The sequence below is a fragment of the Mesorhizobium sp. LNJC405B00 genome, assembly GCF_000502615.1.
Classification (GTDB): domain Bacteria; phylum Pseudomonadota; class Alphaproteobacteria; order Rhizobiales; family Rhizobiaceae; genus Mesorhizobium.
In genome coordinates, this window is the sequence record NZ_AYWC01000002.1 from 557,876 (window position 1) to 583,979 (window position 26,104).

General features: G+C 62.5%; 27 protein-coding genes. 12 read left to right on the forward strand and 15 right to left on the reverse strand.

Features of this window, described 5'->3' with window-relative positions; genetic code table 11:
- The first annotated feature begins 1 nt into the window (after position 1).
- From X756_RS158970 to X756_RS158920, 12 genes are all read left to right on the forward strand, one after another.
- A complete protein-coding gene (locus X756_RS158970; protein ID WP_023728922.1) occupies positions 2–934 on the forward strand; it encodes an ABC transporter permease in 933 nt (310 codons plus the stop codon).
- A gap of 16 nt (positions 935–950) precedes the next feature.
- Positions 951–1,895: an ABC transporter permease gene (locus X756_RS158965; protein WP_023728923.1), complete on the forward strand. Its 945-nt coding sequence runs from the start codon at positions 951–953 to the stop codon at positions 1,893–1,895.
- Positions 1,896–1,959: 64 nt separating this feature from the next.
- Complete coding sequence (locus X756_RS158960; protein WP_023728924.1) at positions 1,960–3,063, forward strand: substrate-binding domain-containing protein; 1,104 nt, start codon at positions 1,960–1,962, stop codon at positions 3,061–3,063.
- Positions 3,064–3,313: 250 nt separating this feature from the next.
- A complete protein-coding gene (locus tag X756_RS01000000165215) occupies positions 3,314–4,657 on the forward strand; it encodes a mannitol dehydrogenase family protein (RefSeq protein ID WP_198019998.1) in 1,344 nt (447 codons plus the stop codon).
- Between the two features lie 46 nt (positions 4,658–4,703).
- Positions 4,704–5,780, forward strand: a complete 1,077-nt coding sequence (locus X756_RS158955) for a Gfo/Idh/MocA family oxidoreductase (RefSeq protein ID WP_023728925.1) — start codon at positions 4,704–4,706, stop codon at positions 5,778–5,780.
- Positions 5,780–6,622: a sugar phosphate isomerase/epimerase gene (locus X756_RS158950; RefSeq protein ID WP_023728926.1), complete on the forward strand. Its 843-nt coding sequence runs from the start codon at positions 5,780–5,782 to the stop codon at positions 6,620–6,622. Before X756_RS158955 ends, X756_RS158950 begins: the two co-directional genes overlap by 1 nt.
- The gene (locus X756_RS158945) at positions 6,619–7,452 is read left to right on the forward strand and encodes an alpha/beta hydrolase (protein WP_023728927.1); all 834 of its coding nucleotides are present in this window, start codon (positions 6,619–6,621) and stop codon (positions 7,450–7,452) included. The genes X756_RS158950 and X756_RS158945 overlap by 4 nt, the downstream gene beginning before the upstream one ends.
- Positions 7,449–8,177 (forward strand): ribulose-phosphate 3-epimerase, encoded by a 729-nt coding sequence (locus tag X756_RS158940; RefSeq protein ID WP_023728928.1) that lies wholly within the window; start codon positions 7,449–7,451, stop codon positions 8,175–8,177. Before X756_RS158945 ends, X756_RS158940 begins: the two co-directional genes overlap by 4 nt.
- On the forward strand, positions 8,174–9,118 hold the full coding sequence (locus tag X756_RS158935; protein ID WP_023728929.1) for an ROK family protein: 945 nt from the start codon (positions 8,174–8,176) through the stop codon (positions 9,116–9,118). Before X756_RS158940 ends, X756_RS158935 begins: the two co-directional genes overlap by 4 nt.
- A 118-nt stretch (positions 9,119–9,236) precedes the next feature.
- On the forward strand, positions 9,237–10,025 hold the full coding sequence (locus X756_RS158930; RefSeq protein WP_023728930.1) for a LuxR family transcriptional regulator: 789 nt from the start codon (positions 9,237–9,239) through the stop codon (positions 10,023–10,025).
- An 80-nt stretch (positions 10,026–10,105) separates the two neighbouring features.
- Complete coding sequence (locus X756_RS158925) at positions 10,106–10,687, forward strand: acyl-homoserine-lactone synthase (RefSeq protein ID WP_023728931.1); 582 nt, start codon at positions 10,106–10,108, stop codon at positions 10,685–10,687.
- Positions 10,688–10,725: 38 nt separating this feature from the next.
- Positions 10,726–11,619 carry a LysR family transcriptional regulator gene (locus X756_RS158920; protein ID WP_156941336.1) on the forward strand — a complete coding sequence of 298 codons (894 nt, stop codon included), beginning with the start codon at positions 10,726–10,728 and terminating at the stop codon, positions 11,617–11,619.
- A gap of 142 nt (positions 11,620–11,761) precedes the next feature.
- On the opposite strand, the gene X756_RS158915 is transcribed toward X756_RS158920, so the two are convergent.
- From X756_RS158915 to X756_RS158855, 15 genes are all read right to left on the reverse strand, one after another.
- A complete protein-coding gene (locus X756_RS158915; RefSeq protein ID WP_023728933.1) occupies positions 11,762–12,814 on the reverse strand; it encodes a nucleotidyl transferase AbiEii/AbiGii toxin family protein in 1,053 nt (350 codons plus the stop codon).
- The gene (locus X756_RS158910; protein ID WP_031237861.1) at positions 12,807–13,400 is read right to left on the reverse strand and encodes a DUF6088 family protein; all 594 of its coding nucleotides are present in this window, start codon (positions 13,398–13,400) and stop codon (positions 12,807–12,809) included. Before X756_RS158910 ends, X756_RS158915 begins: the two co-directional genes overlap by 8 nt.
- Positions 13,401–13,599: 199 nt before the next feature.
- Positions 13,600–13,827 carry a DUF2274 domain-containing protein gene (locus X756_RS0133650; RefSeq protein ID WP_031237862.1) on the reverse strand — a complete coding sequence of 76 codons (228 nt, stop codon included), beginning with the start codon at positions 13,825–13,827 and terminating at the stop codon, positions 13,600–13,602.
- A complete protein-coding gene (locus X756_RS158905) occupies positions 13,824–15,023 on the reverse strand; it encodes a TrbI/VirB10 family protein (protein WP_023728935.1) in 1,200 nt (399 codons plus the stop codon). Before X756_RS158905 ends, X756_RS0133650 begins: the two co-directional genes overlap by 4 nt.
- On the reverse strand, positions 15,020–16,081 hold the full coding sequence (trbG, locus tag X756_RS158900; RefSeq protein ID WP_050589222.1) for a P-type conjugative transfer protein TrbG: 1,062 nt from the start codon (positions 16,079–16,081) through the stop codon (positions 15,020–15,022). Before trbG ends, X756_RS158905 begins: the two co-directional genes overlap by 4 nt.
- On the reverse strand, positions 16,078–16,764 hold the full coding sequence (trbF, locus tag X756_RS158895; protein WP_023728937.1) for a conjugal transfer protein TrbF: 687 nt from the start codon (positions 16,762–16,764) through the stop codon (positions 16,078–16,080). Before trbF ends, trbG begins: the two co-directional genes overlap by 4 nt.
- Positions 16,761–18,131: a P-type conjugative transfer protein TrbL gene (gene trbL / locus X756_RS158890; RefSeq protein WP_023728938.1), complete on the reverse strand. Its 1,371-nt coding sequence runs from the start codon at positions 18,129–18,131 to the stop codon at positions 16,761–16,763. The genes trbF and trbL overlap by 4 nt, the downstream gene beginning before the upstream one ends.
- Positions 18,128–18,496, reverse strand: coding sequence for a putative entry exclusion protein TrbK-alt (trbK-alt, locus tag X756_RS0133655; RefSeq protein ID WP_023728939.1), 369 nt, complete (start codon positions 18,494–18,496; stop codon positions 18,128–18,130). The genes trbL and trbK-alt overlap by 4 nt, the downstream gene beginning before the upstream one ends.
- An 8-nt stretch (positions 18,497–18,504) precedes the next feature.
- A complete protein-coding gene (gene trbJ / locus X756_RS158885) occupies positions 18,505–19,215 on the reverse strand; it encodes a P-type conjugative transfer protein TrbJ (RefSeq protein ID WP_032999257.1) in 711 nt (236 codons plus the stop codon).
- Positions 19,216–19,247: 32 nt separating this feature from the next.
- Positions 19,248–21,797, reverse strand: coding sequence for a conjugal transfer protein TrbE (trbE, locus tag X756_RS158880; protein WP_023728941.1), 2,550 nt, complete (start codon positions 21,795–21,797; stop codon positions 19,248–19,250).
- Between the two features lie 14 nt (positions 21,798–21,811).
- Positions 21,812–22,075: a VirB3 family type IV secretion system protein gene (locus tag X756_RS158875; RefSeq protein ID WP_023728942.1), complete on the reverse strand. Its 264-nt coding sequence runs from the start codon at positions 22,073–22,075 to the stop codon at positions 21,812–21,814.
- On the reverse strand, positions 22,075–22,377 hold the full coding sequence (locus tag X756_RS158870) for a TrbC/VirB2 family protein (protein WP_023728943.1): 303 nt from the start codon (positions 22,375–22,377) through the stop codon (positions 22,075–22,077). Before X756_RS158870 ends, X756_RS158875 begins: the two co-directional genes overlap by 1 nt.
- Positions 22,378–22,387: 10 nt before the next feature.
- Positions 22,388–23,386 carry a P-type conjugative transfer ATPase TrbB gene (gene trbB, locus X756_RS158865; RefSeq protein ID WP_198020002.1) on the reverse strand — a complete coding sequence of 333 codons (999 nt, stop codon included), beginning with the start codon at positions 23,384–23,386 and terminating at the stop codon, positions 22,388–22,390.
- Positions 23,387–23,599: 213 nt separating this feature from the next.
- Positions 23,600–24,001 carry a hypothetical protein gene (locus X756_RS158860; RefSeq protein WP_050589227.1) on the reverse strand — a complete coding sequence of 134 codons (402 nt, stop codon included), beginning with the start codon at positions 23,999–24,001 and terminating at the stop codon, positions 23,600–23,602.
- A gap of 54 nt (positions 24,002–24,055) precedes the next feature.
- Positions 24,056–26,050, reverse strand: coding sequence for a conjugal transfer protein TraG (locus tag X756_RS158855; protein WP_023728946.1), 1,995 nt, complete (start codon positions 26,048–26,050; stop codon positions 24,056–24,058).
- Positions 26,051–26,104 lie beyond the last annotated feature (54 nt).

The window sequence follows — 26,104 nt, forward strand, 5'->3', positions numbered from 1 at the left end:
CATGGCCGGCATGCGCCACGGGCAGGAGATTGTCGTCGCGCTTGCGACGGTCGCCATCTTCGCCGCCGCGTCCTTAGTCAATCCAAGGTTCCTGCTCGAAAGCAATCTCAACACTATCTTCTCGGGCAACGCTTACGTCGCCATTGCCGCGATCGGCATGTCGCTCGTAATCATCTCCGGAAACATCGACGTGTCGGTCGGGGCTGTGATCGGCGTCCTAGCGACTATTGCCGGAACGCTCGCGGTTCGCGGCTACCCTGTCTGGATCTGCTGGACCGCGCCAATTGTCGCGGGGATGCTCACGACCACCTGCATGGGCGCCCTGGTCGCCTACGCGCGCATCCCTTCGATTGTTGTCACGCTCGGCATGCTGTCGATACTGCGAGGCGCCCTGATTACCGTCACGGATGGCGTGTGGATCACGGATTTGCCGCAGGAGTTTCTCCTGGCGCGCATGCAGTTCCTGGGCCTGCCAGCGCCGGTGGTCCTCATGGTCGGCCTGACAATCCTAACCGCACTCATCATGCGCCATTCCGCGCTTGGCAGGGCCATCTATGCGGTCGGCGGGAACGCCGAGGCGGCGCGGTCGGCGGGCATTCGCGTGCCACGAACGCTGCTGGCAGTATTCGCGCTGCATGGCTTCTTCGCCGGCGTCGCGGCGCTCCTCTTCGCCACCCAGTTGCAGGTCATACAGTCGAGCGTGCCGAGCGGGCTGGAACTGACGATAATCACCGCCTCCGTGATCGGGGGCGTATCAATTCTCGGCGGCAGCGGCACGGTGATCGGCTCGACACTCGCCGCAATGCTTTTCGCCGCGATCGGCTCCTCGCTGATCTTCGTGAACGTCTCAGCCTACTGGCTCAAGGCGATCGTTGGGCTCCTGATCCTTGCGACGGTTCTGGCTGACATCGCCCGTCGCGGCCGCGTCGAATGAGAAGCGGGGCCACTTCATGAGAATCTCAGCTTTCGCGAAATACGAGCTTGGCCTTCTGCTGCTGGCCTGCCTGTCGCTGGTGGTGTTGGCGACGCTTTCCGACCGCTTCTTTACGATCGACAACCTCCTCAACCAGGCCCGGTTGATGGCCGAGATCGGCCTCGTTTCGCTTGCCATGACCCTGGTGATCGTCAGCGGCGGCATCGACCTTTCGGTCGGCTCCATTCTTGGCCTCAGCGCTATGCTGCTCGGGATTCTCTGGCGCGACGCCGGTCTGCCGCTGCCAGTCTCGATTGCCTGCGCGCTCGCGGCAGGCACGCTGGCGGGGCTGACGAACGGGATCATCATCACCCGCTTTTCGGTGCCGCCGCTGATCGCAACGCTGGCGACGCTGGCGCTCTACCGGGGCCTGGCGGAGGGCATAAGCCAGGCTCGCTCGGTGCGCGGCTTTCCCGAGTGGTTCATGATGCTCGGACAGGGTCAACTCGCGGGCGTTCCCTCACAGGTCTGGATACTCGGGCTTGTCTCAGTCCTGACCTCCGTTGCGTTGGGCCTAACCAAGGCCGGGCGGGCAATATATGCAATTGGCTCAAACGAGGTGGCCGCCCGCTTCTCGGGCGTTGCAGTCGATCGTGTCAAGGTCGCCATCTACGGCTTGTCCGGCTTCACCGCCGCTCTGGCCGCGGTGATATTCGTGTCGCGCGTGACGACGACCCGATCGGATATGGGGACGGGCATCGAACTCGACGCTATCACGGCCGTGGTTCTCGGCGGCACCAGCATTTTTGGCGGTCGCGGCACGGTGATCGGGACCATTCTTGGCCTCGTGCTCATACAGGCGCTGAAGAGCGGCCTGTCGCTTGCAGGCGTGCGCGGAGACGGCACGGTTGTTGCAATCGGTGCCGTCCTGATCGCCACCGTTTTCCTGAGCAATCTGTTTCTTCGCCATGGCGAGGGTTGAGTTCGGCGTGTCGCCGAAGCGGACAAAGACCTTGTCCGGAAGGCACAACAATGGAGGAGTTGAAATGCTGAAACGTGCTTTTGCGACCGCCGTGTCGCTTCTGATCATGGCTGGCGCAGCATCTGCCGGCGCCTGGGTCGGGGCTGACGATCTGCCGACCAACCCGCTGCCCTGCGACGGCTCGCCTGGCAACGTCGTGGCCAAGCCCTATGACGGCGCAGCTGTTTCCAATGCTCCGGAGCGCAAAGGCAAGACCATCAGGGTCGTCGACATTCCGAAGCTGATCGGAATCGACTATTTCGCCGCCACGACCAAGGGAATGCAGGAAGCCGCGGCGGAACTCGGCAATGTCGAGATCAAGACCGACGGCCCGACGCAGGCCAATATCGACCAACAGATCAGCTTCCTCGACAACTACATCACAAGCGGCGTCGACGGCATCCTGTTTGCCGCGCTCGACTCGGTTGCCATAGCGCCCGTGCTCAAGAAGGCTTTGGCCGCCGGCATAAACGTGGTCGGCTATGACGCGAACTCGACTTCCGATTCCAGGCAATGGTTCGTCAACCAGGCCGAGTTCAACGGCGTGGCCAAGGCGCTGATCGACAGCCTCGCAGCCGAAGCGGGTGAGGATGCCGGCTTCGGCATCATCACCTCGACACTCACCGCTCCCAACCACTCGCGCTATATCGCGGAGATGGAGGCCTATGCCGCCAAATGCCACCCCAACATGAAGTGGCTTGAGACAGTCGAGGCCCAGGAAGACAACGTCCTGTCCTTCAACCAAGCGTCGACGCTGCTCAACAAATACGGCGATGAGGTGAAAGGCCTGTTCGCCGTGACCGCGATCGCAACCCCCGCGGCGGCGGAAGCGGTAAGCCAGGCCAATCGCTGCGGCAAGGTGGCGGTGGTCGGACTGACGACCCCGAACGGGATGAAGCCCTACGTCAAGAGCGGCTGCGTGAAGTCCGTCGTTCTGTGGAATCCGGTCGATCTTGGCTATGCGGCGACATTTGTCATGCGGGCGGTTGCTGACGGTACGCTGGCGCCTGGCGCAACGTCGGTGTCGGCCGGCCGCCTTGGCGAACTCAAAGTGGTGAATGGCAGCGAGGTGCTACTCGGCTCGCCTTTCATTTTCACCAAGAACAACATCAACGACTTCAACTTTTGAGCGGCCGCGTCCGGCTCCATTGCGGGGGCCGGACGCGTTTGGCACGCGTCGCGCAAGGGCTTGCGCGAGCAGCATCTGGACCATGAGCGTGGAGCATCGGCAAGGTGTCTAAACAACTTCAATCCCTGAGCGGCGGAACTCTTTCGCGGCTGCCTCGCGAACTGGTTGTTCCCGGCTATGCACGAGCTCGTGTGAGAGCAGGCATCGTTCATATCGGCGTGGGGAACTTCCACCGCGCCCCGAGGCCCTTGTGCTTGATCGCTGCCTACATCTGCCGGGACACCAAGAATGGGGGATCGTCGGCGTAGGACTTGGCAAGGGCGCCGACGCCGCGCGGAAGGCGAAGGATCTTGAAGAGCAGTCCTGCCTCTACACAGTGACCGAGTGCGCACCCGACGGTGCCCGATCCTCGCGCGTTATCGGCTCGATCATCCGGTATCTGCATGCGCCGGCCAATCCGGAGGCGGTGCTGGAGGCGCTGTCAGACCCCGGCATCCGGATTGTGAGCCTCACAATCACCGAGGGCGGCTACAATATTTGCGAGGCGACCGGCGAATTCGACCTGACCCATCCGGACGTTGTCCACGATCTCACCCACCCTGATGCGCCGAGGACCGCCTTTGGCCACATCGTGGAAGCGCTGGCCCGGCGCCGGGCCAGCGGATCAGGGCCGTTCACCATCATGACCTGCGACAATCTCCGCCACAACGGCGACGTAGCGAAGCTCGCCGTCTTATCCTTTGCGCGCGCGAAGGATCCGGGCCTTGGCGACTGGATTGAGAACCATGTCACCTTTCCGAACAGCATGGTCGATCGCATTGTCCCCGCGGTTACGCCCGAGGACCGGTCGACCCTAAATGCATCGATGGGCATTGACGACCGGCTTCCCGTGCGGGCCGAGACCTTTCTCCAATGGGTCATGGAGGACCGTTTCTGCTCGGGTCGCCCGGATCTCGCGGCAGCGGGCGTCGAATTGCGCGACGACGTTCGCGACTTCGAGGTGATCAAGGGGCGAATGCTGAATGGATCGCATGTGCTGCTATGCTTTCCTGCCCTGCTGCTCGGCTACCGGGAAGTACACCAGGCATTGTCGGATCCCTCATTGGCGAAGCTCCTCGATCGCTTCATGGAACGGGACGTCATGCCTCTCCTCATGGCGCCGTCCGGCGTAAGCCTGCGCGACTACAAATCGATGGTGCTTGGCCGCTTTGCCAACCCCGCCATTCGAGACCAGCTGTTGCGTATCTGCGCAAACGGCGCCGTCAAGCTTCCCACATTCCTGTTCAAGACGCTCGCCACATGCCTTGACCAGGGCAGGGACATTGATCGCTTCGCCTTTGTCCTGGCCTGCTTTCGCCGCTACCTTCGCGGCCGCGACGAGGCCGGAGCGGCCTACGCCGTCGACGAGCCACATATCAGTCCTGCCGAGCAAGTCGCCGGCAATGGTGACCCGCTCGACACGCTTCGGATCGACGCCTTCGCCAGTCTCGACCTGGCGGGCAACCGCGGCTTTGTACGCCGCTATCTGAAGTTCACCGACATGATTGCCGCAGAGGGTGTCTCCATCGCGCTGGAGGCGGCATCAGCGGACTAGCCGAAATACCCCGATTGTCATCAACCCAATTGTCAGGACCATGCGAATGACGGAAAAAGAAGCGCGTCTCCTTCGGATCGGAGTGCTCGGTTGCGGACCGATCGCCCAGGCTGCACATTTCGAGAGCTGCACAAAGGCGCGCAATGCCGACCTTTATGCGATCTGCGACGTAGCCCCTGATCTCGTCGAGCGGATGGCGTGGACGCACAAGCCGCAGCGGACCTTCTGCGACTACGACGCCATGCTCGCCGATCCCGATCTAGGTGCGGTCATCATTGCCACCTCCGACGCATTTCATGTGCAAGCCGCGCAACGGGCACTCGAAGCCGGCAAGCATGTGCTGTGCGAAAAACCGCTGGGGATTTCGGTGGAGGAGGTCGAGGGACTGCGGAGCGTGGTCCAGCGCGCAAACAGAATCTTCCAAGTCGGCCATATGAAGCGATTCGACGCCGGCCTGCAGGCGGCTAAGTCCTTCATCGACACCGAAATGGGCGAGCTTCTCGCGCTCAAGGCCTGGTACTGCGACTCGACCCACCGCTATGCGACGACTGATGCAGTGCAGCCGCTCCTGGTGAAAAGCGCGTTCGCCAGAAAACCGACGGAAAATCCCAAGGCCGATCTCAGGCGCTACTTCATGCTTGCGCATGGCAGTCATCTGGTAGACACCGCGCGGTTTTTCGCCGGGGATATCGTTGAGGTGGAAGCACGTCTCAACGAACGATTTGGTGCCCATTGCTGGTTCGTCGATGTGGCCTTTGCCAGCGGTGTCATTGGCCATCTCGATTTGACCGTGGCCGTCCGCATGGACTGGCACGAAGGGTTCCAAATCTATGGCGAGCACGGAAGCGTTGTCGGCAAGACCTACAACCCCTGGTACTTCAAGACCAGCGATGTCGAGATTTTCCGTGAAAGCGACGCGACCAGCTATCGTCCTCTGGGCGCGGACGGTCATTTCTATCGCCGCCAGGTCGAGGCATTTTCCGACGTCGTACTCCATGGCAAGCAGATGGTTGGGGCGAGCATCGACGACGGTGTCGCATCCGTCAGGGCGATGGCGGCGATAGAAAGATCTGTTGCAACCAGGTGCCCGGTGGCCCTCGCCGATGTTTCAGGGCCAGTGTGATGCAGCTTGGAATTTTCGCGAAAACATTTCCGGGCGGCGATCCGCTCTCGGTGCTCGCCCAGGCGAGGGACGCGGGTTATGCCTGTGTTCAATTCAATATGGCATGCGCCGGCCTTCCTTCGCTGCCCCGCCAGATCGACGACGCAGCAATCGACCGGATCGTGAGCGCAAGCTCCCAGACCGGCGTCAAGATCGCAGCATTATCCGGCACCTACAACATGATCCATCCCGACGCCTCGGTGCGCCGGGATGGCCTGCAGCGTCTCTGCGCGATAATCGCCGCCGCGCCTCGCATGGGCACGCGCCTGGTGACGTTGTGCACCGGAACCCGGGATCCCGATGACCAATGGCGTCATCATCCTGAAAATGAGGATTCGTCTGCCTGGCGCGACCTCATCCTTTCGATGAAGCAGGCCCTTGTCCTTGCCGAGACGCATGGCGTGGATCTCGCGATCGAGCCCGAACTGGCGAATGTCGTCTCGACGCCGGAGCGCGCGCGCCAGCTGATCGATGCCCTTGCCTCGCCGAGGCTTGTTGTTGTCCTCGATCCTGCAAACCTGTTTGAGTGCGCCAGCCGACAAGACCCCAAGTCTATCATCGCCTCGGCGGTTGATCTGCTCGGAGACCGGATCGCCATAGCCCACGCTAAGGATCGTGGCCTGGATGGATCGTTCGCAGCCGCCGGCAAGGGCGTGGTCGATTTTCGGGACTTCATCTCCCAGCTGAAGCATGTCGGATTTGATGGCCCCCTTGTGACGCACGGCCTCGCATCTGACGAGGCTGGCGAAGTGGCCAGGTACCTCTCGGGCATCCTCCAAGGTGGCGAGGGGGCGGAGTCATGAGCCGGCACCTGATCGTACGAGACGATGCCGTGTTGAGCGGCGTGGACGAAGGGTCCGGGCCGGCCGTCATTTTCCAGCATGGCCTTGGCGCCAGCGACTTGCAGGTCGCGGAGGTTTTTCCACTCCTTCCCGGCTATCGGCGGCTGACGCTCGAGTGCCGCGGGCATGGGCGCTCGGAGCCGGGACCTTCCGAAGGTTTTGCCATTGCTGTGTTCGCCGAGGACGTCCTGGCCTTCGCCGATTCCCGCGGCATCGAGCAGTTCGCCGTCGGCGGAATTTCAATGGGAGCGGCAATAGCACTGCGTATTGCCGTGATCGCGCCGCGCCGCGTTCGCGCCCTGGTTATGGCTCGCCCTGCATGGCTGTGGGACGCTGCTCCGCCAAATCTGCGCTTCTATCTCGAGGCCGCCCGGATGCTGCAAGACCTGGGTCCCGAGGCCGGGCGGCACGCCTTCGAGCGTTCGCCTTCGGCGGAGTTTCTGGTTGGCGACGCTCCCGACAATGTCGCGTCACTGCTGAGCTTCTTTGCGCCCGACCGCCCCAGCTGGACAGCTTCGCTTCTCGCATCGGTGGCGCGCGACGGTCCAGGCTTGAGCAAGGCTCAGATCGCGGGCATCGATGCGCCGACCCTGGTGGTGGGACATCAGCGAGATATCGCGCACCCCTTGTCGCATGCGCGCGAACTCGCTGGCCTGATCGGACGTGCTGAACTGCTGGAGGTGACACCGAAATCTGACGACCGGACCTCCCACATCCGGGAAGTCAGTGCCGGGGTCGTGAGCTTCCTGAGCCGCCATCTGAGATCAGTACCAGAAGGAGCCCTGCAATGATCACGGATCGTAGCGCTGGAAGCGCAACGCGCATTGGACGGCTGCCGGCGGGCCGCCTGCTTGCGGAATTCTCGCTCTGGTCGGCCGATCTCCTTCGGCTAGGCGAGGCTTTGAACGCGACGCGGGATCACGCGAACCTCTATCACCTGGACGTCGCTGACGGACATTTCGCACCTTCCCTGCTCTTCTTCCCCGACCTTGTGGCGCGGATCAGGCAGGCAACCGACGTCGCCCTGCATGTCCATCTCATGGCGACGAACGAGATCCTGCTTGATCAGGTCTCGCAGTTCGCCGAAGCTGGAGCCGACCTGATCAGCATCCATGCCGAAAACGGCGAGGCCATAGCGCCAGCGCTGGACATGCTGGCCGAACGAGATGTCGCTGCCGGTCTTGTCCTCAAGATCGACACGCCGGTCGAGGCGGCAGCGCCATTTCTTGACCGCCTGGCGATGGTCACGCTGCTTGGTACTGCGATCGGCGTCAAAGGGCAGGCGCTTGATCCAAGGGCCTGCTCCAGGATCGCGGATGCGAAGCGACTGGTTGCCGCGAATGGTGCCAGGCGCATTATCCTTGCCGCGGATGGCGGCATTCGATCCAGCACGGTTCCCGAGTTGCGATGGGCGGGCGCCGAGACGGTCGTGATGGGGTCGCTGGCTTTCGAGGCGGACGATCTGGCCGCGCGGATGGCATGGCTGAAGTCTCTCTCCGAGGGAGAGGGTCGATGAGCAGCAAACTCACAGTGGGCATCGATCTTGGGGGAACCCAGGTAAGGGCTGCGCTCGTAGATAATGGAAGGATTCTTGCACGGGAGTCCAAGCCTACCAACGCCAACGATGGGCCGGAAGGCGTTCTGAAGCAATTCTGGATGCTGATGGATGAGGTTTGCTCAGGTCATCGCAAGGCCGCTATCGCGGGAATTGGCATCTGCGCGCCAGGTCCGCTCGATAGTACCACCGGGGAGATCATCGAGATCCCGACGTTGCCGCGCTGGGAAGGATTTCGACTGCGCGACGCCGTACGGGACAAATTCGATCTACCCGTCGTGGTCGAGAACGACGGCATAGCGGCGGCTTACGGAGAGTGGCGATTCGGCTCCGGCCGAGGCCACGATCACATGGTTTACGCAACTGTCAGTACAGGCCTTGGCGGCGGCGTCGTCGTCGATGGACGCCTCATGCACGGGAGGCGCGGCATGGGTGGCCATGTCGGGCATTTCCGGATGGCCGAGGACGGACCGCGCTGCTCGTGCGGGGCAATCGGATGCTTCGAGGCTTTCGCATCCGGCACCGCGTTGGGAAACAGGGCCCAGGCCAAAGCGCAAGAGCATCCGTTGGGATATCTTGGGCGTGTTACAGGAGATGTTGCCGCTCGACACGTTGTCGAAGGCGCGCGCTCAGGTGATGAGGTGTGTCGGGCTTTGATCGATGAAGAGGCCGAATACCTCGGAATAGGATTTACGGGGCTGATTCACCTCTTCAGTCCGGATCTTGTCGTCATGGGAGGCGGCGTCTCGCAGGGTTTTGAACTCATGAGCGAGAGGATCCGAGCCGTCATCGACAGGAATGCGATGGGTCCCTTCAAATCTGTTCCGGTTGTACCGGCGGGCCTTGGAGACAGCAGCGGCCTGCTCGGGATCGCTGCGTTGGCGCAATGCAGGGATGATTGATTTCGAGATCGTCCCGCTCGGGCCTTACGAGGTTCGCGCTCCACGAGCCGGCGCTGGCTGCAGCATGTCGCGTCCTGCAGCCATGATCCCGGGGTAGCCTGCCGGAGTGGATGGTGCGATGCGTGACAAGTTGAGGCGAACCGGGAAGATCCATGCTGATGGAAACACCCGCAACTGGCGGCGTCGGCTTGACGACACATACGACGTCCTGGAGCGGCTCCGTCAAAGCAGATCAACCGATGACGTCTCCAACTGTTTCCTCGCCTATGCATGCCGGTTTGGAGCGACAAACCTGCTTGCCGGTCAGATACCTCCGCCAGGCTCGTCGCGGCGCGAGCAGTTGTCGCATGTGCTGCTCGAGACCTGGCCAAAGGAGTGGGCATTGCGCTATTTTTCGAGCGGCTATCTCTTCCATGATCCGACGATACGACTTGTCTGTCGCGACAGCCCACCGTTCTTGTGGAGAGAAGCCTGTGAGCTTTGCCAGGATGATGGGATCGGCAGCAGGGTCATGGCGGAGGCGATGGATTTTCGCTTGCGGGAAGGGCTGACCATTGCGCTGAGAACGCTTGAAGGAAAGATGGTTGGCTTTTCGGTCGCCGGCGAGCGCCTGGAAGTTGAGCCAGGACTTGACCAGGTACTCCAGCTGATAGCGGCCTGCGCGTTGGGCCAGGCCATCGTACTTGTTGATGGAGAACGGCCTCGTGACCACGTCCATCTGTCGGGCAGGCAGCGCGATGTTTTACGCTGGGCTGCAGAGGGCCTTACCATAGACGGGATCGCCGAGCGCCTGACCATCAGCAGCAACACTGCGGACACCCATCTGCGCGCGGTACGCGAGAGACTGGGCGTAACAAGCACCATCCACGCCGTAGCGGAGGCGTTCAGGCTTGGCTTGATAAGCTGAGCGATCTCACGGGATCACGTGATGTCCGGACGCGGATGAACTGTCCAGAGTCGGTCGACCTCAATTCTGAAGGACGACAGATGCTCCATATCATTACATCCGAAAACGCCGACACCTATCATGTGGAAATGGACGAAGCTTTCAGGCTTCGCCACAAGGTCTTTGTCGAGGAGAAGGGATGGTCCGCCTTGCGGCGAGACGACGGCCGCGAAATTGATCGTTTCGACGACGAGAATGCAGTCCACATGCTGTTTACTGAGGACGGCCGTGTCGTTGGTTATCAGCGCATGCTCCCGTCGACGCGGCCGCATCTTCTGTCGGATGTGCTTCCGCAACTCTGCGAGGAAGAGCAACCGGTTGGCCCGAATATCTGGGAGTGGACGCGCTACTGTGTCGAAGCCGGCCGCCGCGAGCGCGGTCGTATGCTGAGCCCTGTCGCGAATGCCCTGCTGTCGGGAATTGTTGAGTGGGGTCTCGACCGCGGCATCGACACGATCATCATCGAGATGAATCCGCTCTGGCTCCTTCGGCTGGTGCAATTGCATTTTCGTGTCGTGCCACTCGGACGTCCACTGGTCATCGAGGGCGAGGAGACGCTGGCCGTCACGGCGAGCTTCGACAGGCGGACCCTCGCAAAACTCCAGGAGGCGCGGGGTCCGTAACCTTGGCCGAGCGCTTGACGACTGCGGGGGGCCAGGGCATGCGCCGCTCAATTCAGCTGACCACGCTACGCAGCGCTCTTGTCATTGCCGAGGCAGGCAGCATTCTCGGCGCATCCCGATGTATGGGGATCCACTACTCGGCGCTGAGTCGGCGCATCCGTGACCTTGAACTCACGCTAGGCGTCATCCTGTTCAAGCGCCATCCATTTGGAGTCCTGCCGACACCGACTGGTGCACGGTTCCTGAGCAATCTCGGCCGCGTATTGGACGACCTTGATCGTACGCTCGCCATGGTCGAGAAAGCAGGGAAAGGAGAAGCAGGGCGCCTGTCGATTGGCTTCGATGCTTCGCTCCATACCGGAGAACTTTTGCATGCGGCCACCGATTTTGTTCGCAACAGGACGGATGTCGCCATTCGTTTCGTAGAGACGAGTCGCGACGAACTTGCGAAAGCGCTGAATGAGCGGGCGATCGATCTGGCAATTGTAACGGGCAGGCTCCGGAACTGCTCCGGCTCAAGTCTACAACTCCGGGGAAGTCGCCTCGTTGTGGCAGTTACGACCGATCATCCACTCGCGGAGCGCGCCATAGTCGAATGGGCGGAACTTGAAGGCCACAGGGTTCTGACGAACGCACACCCGGCGGACACGATCCTTTTTACAGGATTGGCCATCGCCGGCGAATCACTGCCAATTGTCCATAACGATGTGAGCCGGGAGACCCTGCTCGGCCTGGTCCGCGAAGGCATGGGGATCGCGGTTGTTCCCGAGAATGAGGCGGGGCCATCGGCGAATGGGATCGCGTTCGCCAGGCTTTGCAACGAAGGCCACCCAGTGCGAACCCGCTACTTCGCTAACTGGCTTTCAGACAATTCAGATCCGGTGCTGGCTGCTTTCATCGCGTCTCTGCGGATACGGTATCATGCACCGTGAGGCCCGTATGTCGACACACAAGGGCCCGGTTCAGCCGACCTTCAGGTCACCCGGCCGTGGCATAAGCGACATGATCGCAGCAAACGGCGGGCAGTTCGACCGCGATCTTGTCCCTCGATTTATCGGGAATGGCGGAGAAATTTCAGTTTGATCGCGACGGCGCGTTGATCCTGTCCTGCAGTTCTTTGATCCGGGCCAGGATCTCGTCGAATGGCAATGGCCTCTCGTCGAACATCATCGGTGCCATGTCGCGGTAGTCTGCGCGCAACTCCCTTTGCCTCGCTTCCGAAGGCATCAGCTGCAATGTGCCGGGCCGGGCCGTGTCGTAGCTTGCCCAGCTTGATCGGAAGAACAGAGCCTTGTGCCGGGACACCTGCTCAAGGAGATCAAAGTCAGTCGCCGCGGCCTTCCCGTGGTCGGTTTCGAGAAGCATCGCGATGTCGTAGTAGTGTCGTGAAAAATATGGCGGCATCGGCGTGTCGGCAGATCGGTGGGCCTCCGCGTGCAGCGCCGTGACTTTTTCCCAGAATGTGCGTCGCGCAGACAGTACGGTCACCGTGCAGGACGGATCCTCGAAGAAGTCGGGATATTCATCAGCCGCATATGGATGGATGGTCTGCTGCTCCGTGGGCCATGGGTCTCCCCGGGCGCCGAATTCGAGCTTCACCCTGGGCGTGATGTAGGCCATCTCCGCGTACTCGAGATCCGGAAGAACGGTTGGGTAATGAAAGTTGACGGTTTGGGGCTCTTCGGCGTCGATCTCCAGGGACCATCTTCCCTCAGCAGGGTCGCCAAGGTGGGCTGCAATGGCCTTGCGAAGAGCCGGCAGGAGCGTTTCGGCGATGTGCTTTTCGACGTCAGCAGCGAGCGTCTCGATGAGCTTCCTCGCCGCCTTTCGGCTGAGGCCCTCCTGCTCGGGATCGCGATCGCCGGTATAGCCGAGATCCGCATGATCGAACGACAGGTCGATGTCCTCGGAGAAACGGCGAATTGCGCTGAATGCCTTGGACAGCGACGTCCCGCCCTTGAACACGAGGGTAGCTGCGCCCTCTTTCTGCAACTCGAACAGACGCTTCAGTGTCCAGCAAACCCAGAAGTCTTTCTCGACTATGGTGTTGGCGACGCCAAGCGCCGCTCCGGTCTGTCCAAATAACGCTGAACGATCGGAGCGGCTTGAGACAGCGACCTTATCCATCGACCATCCCGGACGCATCCTGTGCGATGAACACCAGAGTTGGCCTCATCCATGCGGGAGCCTGGAGTGCGCTGTTGGCGAGCATCTTCTTGTCGCTGGCGGACAGCCTGCGGGCAGCCACTCGAGCGACATCGGTGGCCCGCACCACGCCAAGGTGCCGCAAAGCCTGGACGACGGTGCCGGCTGGGCTGCCAGGCGCGATCAGGTGCTTGCGCGAGGCGTGACGCAAGTCGACGACTCGCTTTCCAAACACGACGCGCTTCGACGGGCCGTCGGTCAGATAGGTGCTTTTTGCCGGAACCTGGGTCGACAGGCCGAGGGCATTGGCGGCCCGGGCTCCAGCGATCTGTACCACCGATCCGGTCTCACGTGCCAATGCCTCTGCCACGTCGTCGGGAGCTGGCGACAGCGGGCCAAGCTTTGGGTGCATCTTGGGGAAATCATAAAGACCTCGGGCCAGGCGGCGCAGCTTGCCGCCATCAACCAGGCGCGACAGAGCCTGATCGACCGCTGCACGGCCGGCAACGTCGAGAAAATCGCTTGGCGTGAAGACACTGCCGCGCCCGCCTGCACGGGCGCGCCTCATAATGCGGTCTGGCGCTGAAAAAGCTCTCGTTTTCATGTGTCAGAAAATAGGCTATCTTTTTCTGACATTCAAGAGCCAATGTTGTCCCTGCCGTTGCCGCCTTCTGTCGTGAGGCATTGCTGCCCGGACATTCAGATCCGGTACCGGCTTCTCGACATGCGTCATACGCTTCCAATGTCGACCGAGAGGCGAATGGTTGTCAGCGACCCCTCACCTCGCGGCGGGACCGGCTGAAGGCGCGGTCCGTCGCCATGAACCGTGCGAGCATCGGCACGACCAGCTTTGCCGGATCGGCGATTGCGTGGCCCGTCTCACGGCCGAGCACTTCGGCATAGGCGACAAGGTCGCGATGAACGGTAGCAGGGAGTTCTACCGTGATCCTGACTGGTCGCTCATCGGGTATGGCGGAGAGTTTCAGTTTGATCATGACGGATGCTCCGCCGTTCCATAGGGCGCAAGCACAAGATCCCGATTGACGACGACACGGACGGGAAAACCGGGCCGGATGGTGAGCGTCGGCTGGACATCGAGTTGGTGGCGTACGATCTGCTGGCCGATATTGGAAGCCGAATCCTGCGCGCCTTCGCGGATGGCCTTGGCGATTTCGCTTTCGTCGCTGCTGGAACCCAGCGATGTCCCAATACCGAGCAGGGTCGAGAGCGCCGCCGCCCGGAAGAGCTGACCCCAGTGACGATCGACCTCGTCTTCCAGCCCCGAAAACCCTTGCGCATCCGCGCCCTGCTGGCGTTCCAGCACGATCGACGTGCCATCGGGCATGACCAGTCGATTCCAGACCAGCAGCACGCGTGACTGTCCGAAGGCGACCTCGCTGTCGTACTGGCCGATCAGTTTCGAGCCCTGCGGGATCAAGAGGTAGGATCCTGTCGGACTGTCGTAGACGTTCGCTGTGACCTGAGCGGTGATCTGGCCCGGCAGGTCGGAACGGATGCCGGTGATGAGGGCCGCTGGGATGACCGTGCCTGGCTGCACGACATAGGGCGAGGCCTTCCCGGCGAGACGATCGGGACTGACCGTGCGGTGATCCGGCTCGGCGTTGACGAAGGCGAGCTTGCGGTCCTGCATGTTTTGAAATGAGCCTGGATCGGACGACTGTGGTGCGGCAGCCAACATCCAGCTATTCGCCGGTTCCGCCGCCGGCATTCTCTGGACGGACCGTTCGCTTATACTGGTGTCAGTAAACAGCCTGGCGACGCGCGCGGCCTCGATCTCTGCCAGGCGACGCTGCTCGTCCGGATCGGCATGCGGTGTACTGATGTTCGGCACCTCGACTGGCTGCCCCCGCTCCTGCGCGCGCAGAATCGGCCGGCCGAGATCGCCGGGTAGCGCGGGACCCAGTTTCGGGACGCCGGAATAATCCTTTGGTAGTGTCTTCAGCCCGTCAGCCGCCGCGCGGTTTTCGATGGTGAATAGCTCCGAGGGTTGCTCGCTGCCCCGCCGTCCGGTGTCGAGCGCCCAGATCAGCGTGCCAAGGATCGTGAGGCTAGCGGCACCTCCCAAGCCGATGAGCACCTTGCGCGACAGTCGCGTCACCCGCGTGGCTTCGGGTCGCAGGCGCAATTCAGCGCGGATGTCCTGGTTGGGGACGTTTGCGGCGTCGCTCATCGAAACAGCCCCACGCCGCGCTGCGGCCGCCCATCGGTTCGAACGATCCGAACGCGCTTCTCGCTCGTCTTGTCACCGAGCCGCAGTTCTGCCGCGGCGAACAGCCGGTCGACGACATAGTAGTTTTGCCGGGCGCGGTAGTTGACCAGTTCGGAGCCACCCGAAGGCCCGATGACGAAGAGCGGCGGCATCTCCCCCTGGCCTATGCCCGACGGGAATTCGATATAGACCTTTGCGCCGTCATCGAAGGCACGCAGCGGTCTCCAGGGCGCGGCGTCGCCCTGGATGCGATAGCGGAAATTGAGTTTCTGGATGTCGACGCCCGCGGCGACCGGCTGGGCGGCGAAAGCCTCTGCGTTCTGCCGCCGCAGCGCGATCAGCTGGTCCTGCGGATACTGCCAGGACACGGAGGCCATGTAGGTCTTTTCGGTCGATCGCAGCTCGAGATGATATGTGCGACGGTCGCTATTGATGACGAGGTTGGTCTGGAGATCGGGCCTCGTCGGCTTGACGAGAATGTGGACCTGAAGCCGCTCTTCTGCCCCACTCTGCGTATCCCCGATGATCCACCGCACGGTGTCGCCGGCGGCGACAGGACCGGAGCCGACGAGCCGCTCTCCCGGCTGCAGGGCGATATCGGTGACCTGGCCGGGCGCGGCATAGATCTGGTAGAGCGCGCCTTCGCTCCAGGGATAGAGCTGGATCGCGTTGACGAAACCGTTACGGACGGGCTGCATTCGAGCGGCCTCATTCGCCTGGCTGATCCGCTGTCTCGGATCGGTCGGTTCCGGCTTCCCCTTGGTGGTCTCCACCGGCTTCAACTGGCCGGGAAGCGGAAGCGGTTTCGGCAATTCCACCACTTTCACCGCACCAGGCGGATCGAGCTTCTGCACGGCTGGCAACGCATCGTCGTAGTCGATCTCTGGCGGAAGGTATTTCTTCGAGGCGCAGCCGGCGAGCGCTGTTGCAGAGAGCAATGCCACCGCAAATACCCGCGCCTTCGTGATGTGGCGGTAAGTGTGTCCCGTCGTTTTGCCTGTCCAAGCCGCACACATCATGAAAGCTCCTTTGACCAGTTGATGGCGTTGACGTAGACGCCGAGCGGATTGGCCTTCAGCCGGTCGGCATCGCGTGGTTGTTGAGTGACGATGGTGAGGATGGCGGTCCAGCGCTCGCTGCTGGCCAGGCTGCCGTTCTCGTAGCGGCGCTCGATCCAGGCGACACGAAACGAGTCCGGCGAGGCGCGAATAACGCTGGAGACCTCGACCGCGATCTGGATCTTGCCGACCTTGGCAAAAGGGTCGTTCAAGCGAGCATAGTCGTTGAGAGAAACGGCGCCGCGGTCGGTCGTGTAGTCGTATGCGCGCAGCCAATTCTGGCGGACAATGACGGGATCGTCCGAGATGCTTCGGACCTGCTCGATGAAGCGGGCGAGATGCCATGCGATCTGCGGGTCGGTCGGCCGATAGTCGGCGACAGCTGAAGCGACCACTTGCGGCTCGCCGAGCTTGTCGACCTGAACGACCCAGGGAACCACGGAACCGCGCACCGACTGCCAAACCAAAGCGGATGCAAAACCGCCGGCCAGCACGAGCGAGCCGAAGGCCATCAGCCGCCAGTTTCTTGCCTGGACGCGGGCCGATCCAATGCGGTCGTCCCACGCCTGGGCCGCCCGCTGGTATGGCGTTTCTGGCTGAGGCGTTTTTCCATAACGAACGGATGGTCGTTTGAAGAGCTTCATAGGCGATCGTCCTGATTGAGGGAAAGATTCATCGATCCGCCGCCTTGGTCGCCGGAGCGGACGGAGTGCGCGGCCATGCTGGCGCCGTGGCTCATGGTTTGGCCGCGCTTCATTCGAGCGGCCCATGCTGGCGGCGATCCAGGAACGGATTCAGCGCTCGACACATGACCTGAGGAGGTTGCCGCCGATGACTCGCCTCCACCGGTCGCGGTCCATGCGGCAGAGCGGCCGGCCTGGTGGCTGGACGACAGGGCTGAAGCCGCGCGCGACACCGCCTGCTTCACCGGCTGGACGGCAGCTCCGGTAGTCGCCTTGGCTACTCCGGCCATGCCGGCCGCGATCGAGCCTGCACCGCTCTGTCCGGATGTGGCTGTGGCAAGTCCCCAGGCGGTCGAGGTGCTGCCGGCGAGATGCGCGCCGCCACGCGCTGCGGCTGCCGACATCCGCCCACCAGCACTGACCGCGCCCGCTGCGCCGCTCAGTCCGGCACGGGCGCCCACTGCGCCGGCGGCGCCAAGGCCCGCGGCGGCGAGGCTTGTTCCAACAGCGGCGCCTGCACCAAGCTGTGGCGCACCGGAGACGAGGCCTGTCGCTATGCCGGGACCGAAGATCGAAAGCCCCATCAGCGACAGCGCGCCCAGCACAAGCGACAGCGCATCCGTGATCGTCGGCTGATCCCCGCCAAAGCCTTGGGTGAACTCGCCGAAGAGGCCCGATCCGATGCCGACAATGACTGCGAGTACAAGAATCTTCACACCAGAGGCGATGATGTTGCCGAGCACTTTTTCGGCAAGGAACGCGGTCCGGTTGAACAGTGCGAAGGGGATCAGCACGAAGCCGGCAAGCGTCGTCAGCTTGAACTCGATCAGCGTGACGAAGATCTGGACAGCGAGGATGAAGAAGGCAATCAGCACGATCGCCCAGGCGATCATGAGCACGGCGATCTGGACAAAATTCTCGAAGAACGAGACGTAGCCCATCAGCTGGCTGGCGGCTTCAAGGATCGGATTGCCGGCGTCGATGCCGACCTGCGCGACGCGTCCTGGCTGCAGGAGTGCCGATCCCGAAAGCGCCGATCCTCCGGCCTTCAGACCGAGCCCAGAAAAACTTTCGAATACAATGCCGGCGAGACGATTGAAGTTGCCGATGATGAAGGCGAAGAAGCCGATGTAGAGCGTCTTCTTGACCAGCCGGTGCAGCACGTCCTCGTCAGCTCCCCAGGCCCAGAACAGGCCAGCGAGCGTGATGTCGATAAGGATCAGCGTTGAAGTGAGAAAGGCCACCTCGCCGCCGAGCAATCCGAAGCCGGAATCGATGTAGCGGGTAAAGGTTTCGAGGAAGCTGTCGATGACGCCGGTGTCGTTCATGGCGCCACCGTCTTGGGACGGAGTTCATCTTCCGCGCCGGTCAGCTTCGATGGCGGTAGCGGCAGCAGCCGGCTCGGATCCTTCTCCATCGACGGTGCCGCGTATGGTGCCACCGGCCGGGATGGCCGCAGGAAACGCCGGCGGTTCTCAGCCCACACCTTCCTGCAGGCCTCGTCAGCCATCGCGGCCATCCCGATGTCCCGGCATCGTTCGAGTTCTGCACTTGCCGGCTCGCCGCCCGGATGCGCGGAGCGCGGGGAGGACGCGTCCTGCGAGCCGCTGCCGCGCAACGCCATGAAGGCGGCGGTCATGGCGGCGCCAAGGGCAAGAACGGCTATCATCCGGGCGGCGATCTTGAGATCCATGACCCGCCTCAGTCGTGGAACATCTTTATCGATGACGGGCTGTAGCTGCTGCCCGTCATGAAGCGACTGAACTGTTCTCGCGCTTGTTCCTGCGCTGCCGCCTGCCTGGCTTGTTCGAGCGCGGCCGCCCGTCCTTGCGCGGCGAGCATCGCCGTAAGATCGGCGACCTGCCTTGCCTGCACGGCGAGAAGCTGGTTACCGGCTTGCGTCGCCTGCAGCACGCCGACGGCCGACTGGCTGGCGCCGACCAGCGCGCTGGCCTGCTGCCGCGTCCCGTCGGTATTGTCAACAGCGACGGCTCCGGCCTTCAGCGAATGCTCGAAGGCCGACACCGAGGTCTGCCAGCGCTCGCGCGCACCGTCGACAAGCTGCTGGCCGGAGAGGTCAGAGCCAAAATTCTCATAGGTAGACGTAAACTGGCTATCGATGTCCTGGACGCTGTAGGCGAGTTTGCTGGCCTCGCCGAGCAGGGTCTTCATCTCGGAGAAATTGCCCTCGATCTGGTCAAGCATCGAGGTCGGCAGCGAGGTAAGGTTCTTCGCCTGGTTGATCAGCATCTGCGCTTCGTTCTGAAGCGAGGTGACCTGGTTCTCGATCTGCTCGAGGGCCCGAGATGCCGAAAGCAGGTTTTCGGCATAGTTCCTGGGATCGAACACGATGAACGCCAGTGCTGGTGCCGATGACAGTGCAGCAGCGGCAACAAGTGCGCCGGCGGCCATGCGGCGGATGCGGCGACGTGCAGGAAAAGACCTCATGAGGAAACCTCCTTTGCGGATTGGTCGATGACATTGGTGAGATCGGGGATGAGGTCGGCCGCCCAGGGGAGACCCCGATCGGCAAGCCAGGCCTTGAGGAACTGTCCTCTGCCTCCCTCGGCAATGATCTGGTCGATCGCCGCCTGAACCGACTTCGAGGACGCAGCGCAGAGCGCCAACGCAATCGGACCGAGGCCCAGTTCGAACAGCCGGTTGCCCCGCCGCGACTGGCAGTAATAGTCGCGCTTTGGCGTGGCGCGGGCGACGATCTCGATCTGTCGATCGTTTAGACCAAAGCGCCGATAGATGGCCGTGATTTGCGGTTCGATAGCGCGCTCGTTCGGCAGGAACAGCCGCGTTGGACAGCTTTCCACGATGGCCGGCGCGATCCTGCTGCCATCAATGTCGGAGAGCGATTGCGTGGCGAAGATGACGGAGGCATTCTTCTTGCGAAGGGTTTTCAGCCATTCGCGGAGCTGATCGGCGAAGCTGCCATCATCGAGCGCCAGCCAGCCCTCGTCGATGATCAGCAGCGTCGGCCGGCCGTCCATTCGCTGCTCGATGCGGTGGAATAGATAGGCAAGTACAGCCGGGGCTGCACCTGTGCCGATCAGACCCTCGGTCTCGAAAGCCTGGACCGAGGCTTCACCAAGACGCTCGTGCTCGGCGTCGAGCAAGCGGCCATAAGGACCGCCAATGCAATAGGGCCGCAGCGCCTGCTTCAACGGCGAGGACTGCAGCAGCACCGTCAAGCCGGTCAGCGTCCGTTCCTGTGCCGGCGCTGAGGCCAACGAGGTCAGCGCCGACCAGAGATGTTCCTTCACGTCCGGCGTGACGGGAACGCCCTCGCGCAGAAGAATGTCAACCAGCCAGTCGGCTGCCCAGGCCCGCTCCTGCGTTTGTTGGATGCGGCCAAGCGGCTGTAGCGAAACGGCGTCGACGTCATCCGACAGATCGGCCAAGGTCAGCAGCGCAAGCGGATCGCCCGAGCCCTGCCCGATCGCCGCATTGCTGCCGAGATTGTGCCAGTCGCCGTGCATGGCCAGCATGGCCGCACGGATTGAGCCGCCGAAGTCGAAGGCAAAGATCTGATTGTTGTCATAGCGCCGGAACTGCAGCGCCATCAGGGCCAGCAAGACCGACTTGCCCGCACCCGTCGGGCCAACAACAAGGGTGTGGCCGACATCGCCGACATGCAGGCTGAACCGGAACGGGGTCGCGCCTTCGGTCCGGGCGAAGAACAGTGGCGGAGCACGAAAATGCTCGTCCTCGACAGGTCCAGCCCAGACTGCCGAGAGCGGGATCATGTGAGCGAGATTCAGCGTCGACAGCGGCGGCTGGCGGACATTCGCATAAACGTGGCCTGGAATGCTGCCGAGCCAGGCTTCGATGGCGTTGACGCCTTCGGCGATGCAAGTGAAGTCGCGACCCTGAACGACCTTCTCGACCAGCCGAAGCTTCTCGTCGGCGATCGATGGATCGGCATCCCATACCGTTACCGTAGCGGTGACATAGGCCTGGCCGATCTGGTCGGAGCCAAGGTCCTGAAGGGCCGCATCCGCATCGGCTGCCTTGTTGGCGGCGTCTGTGTCGAAGAGGACGGATGCCTCATTGGTCATCACTTCCTTGAGGATCGCGGTGACGGACTTGCGCTTGGCGAACCACTGCCGGCGGATCTTGGTCAGGAGCCTGGTGGCGTCAGCCTTGTCGAGCATGATCGCCCGCGTCGACCAGCGGTAGGGGAAGGCGAGCCGGTTGAGGTCGTCGAGTACCCCCGGGAAAGTCGCGGTGGGGAAACCGATGATGGTGAGCGTGCGCAGATGAACATCGCCGAGCCTCGGCTCCAGCCCGCCGGCGAGCGGTTGATCGACAAGCAGCGCATCGAGATGCATCGGCGTCTCAGGGACACGGACATGATGGCGCTTGGTGGAAACGCAGGAGTGGAGATAGGTCAGCGTCTCGCTATCATTGAGCCAGTCGGCTTCGGGGACAAAACCCTCGATAAGATTCAGCACGCGGTCAGTGCGATCCACAAAACCTCTGAGGAGTTCCCACGGATCGATGCCGGTACCTTCCCGCCCTTCGTAGAGCCAGCTCTCCATCCGAGATGCTTCCTCGACCGGCGGCAACCAGACGAAGGTGAGGAAATAGCTGCTCTCGAACAGGTCCCCGTCTTGCCTGCGATCGCTCCATTGGACTGGTTTCTGGTCCGCCTCGCCCTCGAATTGTTCACGCCGCTCGATGTCGACAAGCGCTGAAGCGCCGTCGGGAAATTTGCTAGCGGGATAGTCGGTGGCTGGATTGCGCTGTGCTTCGATGAAGATGGCCCAGCCGGAGCCGAGACGGCGCAGTGCGCCATTGAGCCGCGCCGTCGTGCCGACCAGCTCCGCCGGCGTGGCGGAATCGAGATCGGGACCGCGGAAGCGCGCGGTTCGTTGGAAGGAGCCATCCTTATTGAGAACCACGCCCGGCGCGACTAGGGCCGCCCAAGGGAGGTAGTCGGCGAGGCTGGATGAGCGTTTGCGGTATTCGGCGAGGTTCTTCATGGGTAAAAATTCTCTCAGCAGCCAAAATGTGCGGGATAGCGCAGGTGCCGGCGAACCACGTCGACGAACTGCGCGTCACGCTTGGCTGCCCAGACAGCCGCGAAGTGGCCGACCGCCCAGATCATGAGACCCGCGATCCAGAGGCGCAGACCTAGTCCAACTGCGCCGGCCAGCGTGCCGTTGGCGATGGCGACCACGCGCGGCACGCCACCGAGCAGGATCGGTTCGGTGAGCGCGCGATGCACCGGCGCGAAAAAACCGCGGAGTTCCTCCTCCATCAGATCAGCGCTCCGCCGCCGAAAGAGAAGAATGACAAGAAGAACGAGCTCGCCGCGAAAGCGATCGACAGTCCGAATACGATCTGGATCAGCCGCCGAAATCCGCCTGACGTATCGCCGAAGGCAAGCGACAGCCCGGTGACGATGATGATGATCACTGCCACGATCTTGGCGACCGGCCCTTCGATCGACTCGAGGATTTGTTGAAGAGGCTCCTCCCACGGCATGGAGGATCCCGCAGCGTGCGCGGGCGCGATCATCAAGACCGCAACCGAAGCAGTCGCAGCGACACGCGGGAGCATCTCTCCAAGGCTACGGATAGACGATGAAGTGAAGCGGATCGGGTTCATTCTGGAGCTCCATTGTGGACTGGGGATTCGCGATTGATGTGCTCTCGAGCCTGGCCTCGAGCATGCGGTAGTCGCCGGTGGCAGCATCGAGTCCGTCAACGAGAGCAATCTCGACAAGGCGGCGGGCCGAGCCCCGGCCAGCGAGGATGGCAACAACATCGATTGTCTCGGCAATGAGCGCGCGCGGGACCGTGACGACTGCCTCCTGCACGAGCTGCTCCAGCCGGAGCAGTGCGCCAAGGGCAGAACTTGCGTGGATTGTGCCGATGCCCCCCGGATGGCCGGTGCCCCAGGCCTTCAGCAGGTCAAGCGCTTCGGCACCACGCACCTCGCCGATCGGGATGCGGTCGGGGCGGAGCCGCAGCGAAGACTTCACCAGATCGGAAAGCGAGGCGACGCCGTCCCTGGTGCGCAGCGCCACGAGGTTGGGTGCGGCGCATTGCAGCTCGCGCGTGTCCTCGATCAGCACGACGCGGTCGGCGGTTTTGGCGACTTCGGCCAGCAGCGCATTGACCAGCGTCGTCTTGCCGGTCGACGTGCCGCCGGCGACCAGCACATTCTTCCTTCTCTTGACGGCAAGCCGCAGCACCTCAGCCTGGCCCTTGGTCATGATGCCGGCGGCGACGTAGTCTTCAAGGGCAAAGACTGCGACCGCCGGTTTCCTGATGGCGAAAGTTGGAGCCACGACGACAGGCGGCAACAAGCCCTCGAAACGTTCGCCCGTCTCGGGTAGTTCGGCCGACACGCGCGGCGAGTCCGGATGCACTTCCGCCCCGACATGGTGAGCTACCAGGCGGACGATGCGCTCGCCGTCGGCCGGGACCAGCAATTCATCGGTGGCGCAGAGCCCGTCCCTTAGCCGGTCGACCCAGATGCGTCCGTCGGGGTTAAGCATCACCTCGACGATAGCCGGATCTTCGAGGAAGCGTGCTATGGCCGGCCCAAGCGCCGTGCGCAGCATCCGCGCGCCGCGCGACACCGCTTCCCTGCCAGGCTGATGATTGGTTGCCACGACGATCCCCATTCACTGCGGCGAGCTGTTCGTGCCGCGGTCGGGGATGATTAGAAGAGGCAGGAATATCGGCCTTGCAACAAGCAAAACCGGCGATCGTGATGCGACGTGAACTGACCTGTGAAATGCGGAGCGGTGGCCTAGCGGACCTGGCGACGCCATCTACCTCGCCGGCGAATCACTCGGGTCGGCTGGCTGCGCGGACGGAATGTCCTCCGCTATTTCCTGTCTGAGCTTTGGTCCTTTGTTCAGCCTGCGGCCAAGCGCGTCAACGAATGCGTCATACCGCTGCAGGCCTTTCGCACGGGCGTCAGCCTGCGCGGATTCCGGCAATGCCGGGGTCGAGTTGAGCCAGAAGCGGACGAACAGCGCCAGTGTCTCGATCGAGATGCCGACATCACGCTCGACGCGCTGCACGCGCCGGTCGATCTGGTCGAGGCGCCTTGTGACAGCCGCCTCCTTCCGTTCCTCGGCATCCGGTGACAGGAACGAGGCAATCGCGGCCTCGGCTATCAGTGACAGCGAGGCGTCGCGCCGTGCCGAATAGTCGGCAAGCGCGTTCATGACGTCGGGATCGAGATAGGCCGAGAGCCGCCTTTTCTTTGCGTTCTTCACGGGTTAAAGCTCGATGCCGTCATTGGGATCGAGGGTGGCCTGCCGTGCAGCGCGCCGCATTGCCTGATCGACCGCGCGCCGACGCAGCGCATCATCATCGGATTCATCCCGATCGAGGTCGAACTCGTTGATGTGCTGCGCTGTCCGTTCCGGCGCAATGTCCTCGTGTTCCGGAAGCTCGGGCTGACGACGGATGCCGCCATTGGCCGGATCCTCGTCCTGAAGGTGGGAGGAGGGCTTCGCTTGCGGAAGGCTGCCTGACGACGCCTGGATCGTTGCGCGGGTCCAATCGTCGGTGCGTGATGTTCCTGAGGTCATTTCGGGCTTCGGTGGAGACAGGACACGCTCGGCAAGGCGCGGATCGGCAAAATAGCGTGCCTTCTTCGCCCGGATCGGGAACAGGCCCGACACCATGACGATGGCATCGGTCGGCGGAAGCTGCATGATCTCGCCGGGCGTCATCAGTGCGCGGCCTGTTTCCTGCCGCGAGACCATCAGATGCCCGAGCCAGGGCGACAACCTGTGCCCGGCATAGTTTTTCATCGCCCGCATCTCGGTTCCCGTTCCCAGCGAGTCAGAAACGCGCCGGGCTGTACGCTCGTCGTTGGTGGCAAAGCTCACCCGCACATGACAGTTGTCGAGGATCGAATTGTTCGGCCCGTAGGCCTTTTCGATCTGGTTGAGCGACTGGGCTATCAGGAAAGACTTGATGCCATAGCCCGCCATGAAAGCGAGCGCCGACTCGAAGAAATCGAGCCGGCCGAGAGCCGGAAACTCGTCGAGCATCATAAGCAGACGCTGCCGTCGATCCTTCGCCTGAAGGTCTTCAGTCAGCCTGCGGCCAATCTGGTTGAGCACGAGCCGGATCAGCGGCTTGGTACGGCTGATGTCGGACGGCGGCACGACAAGATAGAGTGTTGCTGGTCCCTCGTCCTCGACAAGGTCGGCGATCCGCCAGTCGCAGCGGGACGTCACCTTGGCCACAACCGGATCGCGATAGAGGCCCAGAAAACTCATGGCTGTCGAAAGCACGCCTGACCGTTCGTTTTCCGATTTGTTGAGCAGTTCCCTTGCTGCCGACGCCACGACCGGATGCGGACCAACGTCACCGAGATGGCGCGTCAGCATCATTGTGCGCAACGTGGTCTCGATCGGCCTTTGCGGATCGGAAAGGAAGTTCGCAACTCCGGCAAGCGTCTTGTCCGTTTCAGAATAGAGGACATGCAGGATGGCGCCGACCAGCAGCGCATGGCTGGTCTTCTCCCAATGGTTCCTGCGTTCCAGCGAGCCCTCGGGATCAACCAGCACGTCTGCGACGTTTTGCACGTCGCGGACCTCCCACTCGCCACGCCTCACTTCCAGCAAAGGGTTGTAGGCGGCAGATGCCGTATTGGTTGGATCAAAGAGCAGGACGCGGCCAAACCGCGCCCGCCATCCGGACGTCAGTTCCCAGTTTTCACCCTTGATGTCATGGACGATCGCCGAACCCGGCCAGGTCAGCAAAGACGGAACTACAAGGCCAACGCCCTTGCCGCTTCGGGTCGGCGCGAAACACAGCACATGTTCCGGACCATCATGGCGCAGATATTTCCGTTCTAGCTTGCCGAGTATCACGCCGTCCGGTCCGATCAGGCCTCCGGCCGCAATTTCGTCGCGCGTTGCCCAGCGTGCCGAACCGTACGTGGCCGCGTTCTTCGCCTCACGCGCCCGCCATACCGACATGCAGACTGCCACAGCGATCGCGACGAAGCTGCCGCATACCGCGATGAGCGCACCCTCGAGAAAGACCTCTGGTGCATAGGCATCATAAAAGAACCACCACCAGAACAGGGCTGTTGGCTGATAGACTGGATGGCCGGCGAGTTCGAACCAGGGAGAACCTAGCTCCGCCTGGAAACCCAGTCGCCACGCCGTCCATTGGGTTCCGCACCAGGTGGTGACGAGCACGATCAGAAGGACCGTCAGAACTTGGCCCCACAATATTCTGGTTGCCGGCACTGCACGTCTCATCTGGCTGATCGATCGGGAGCGAGCAGGAAATGTCGAATTTCC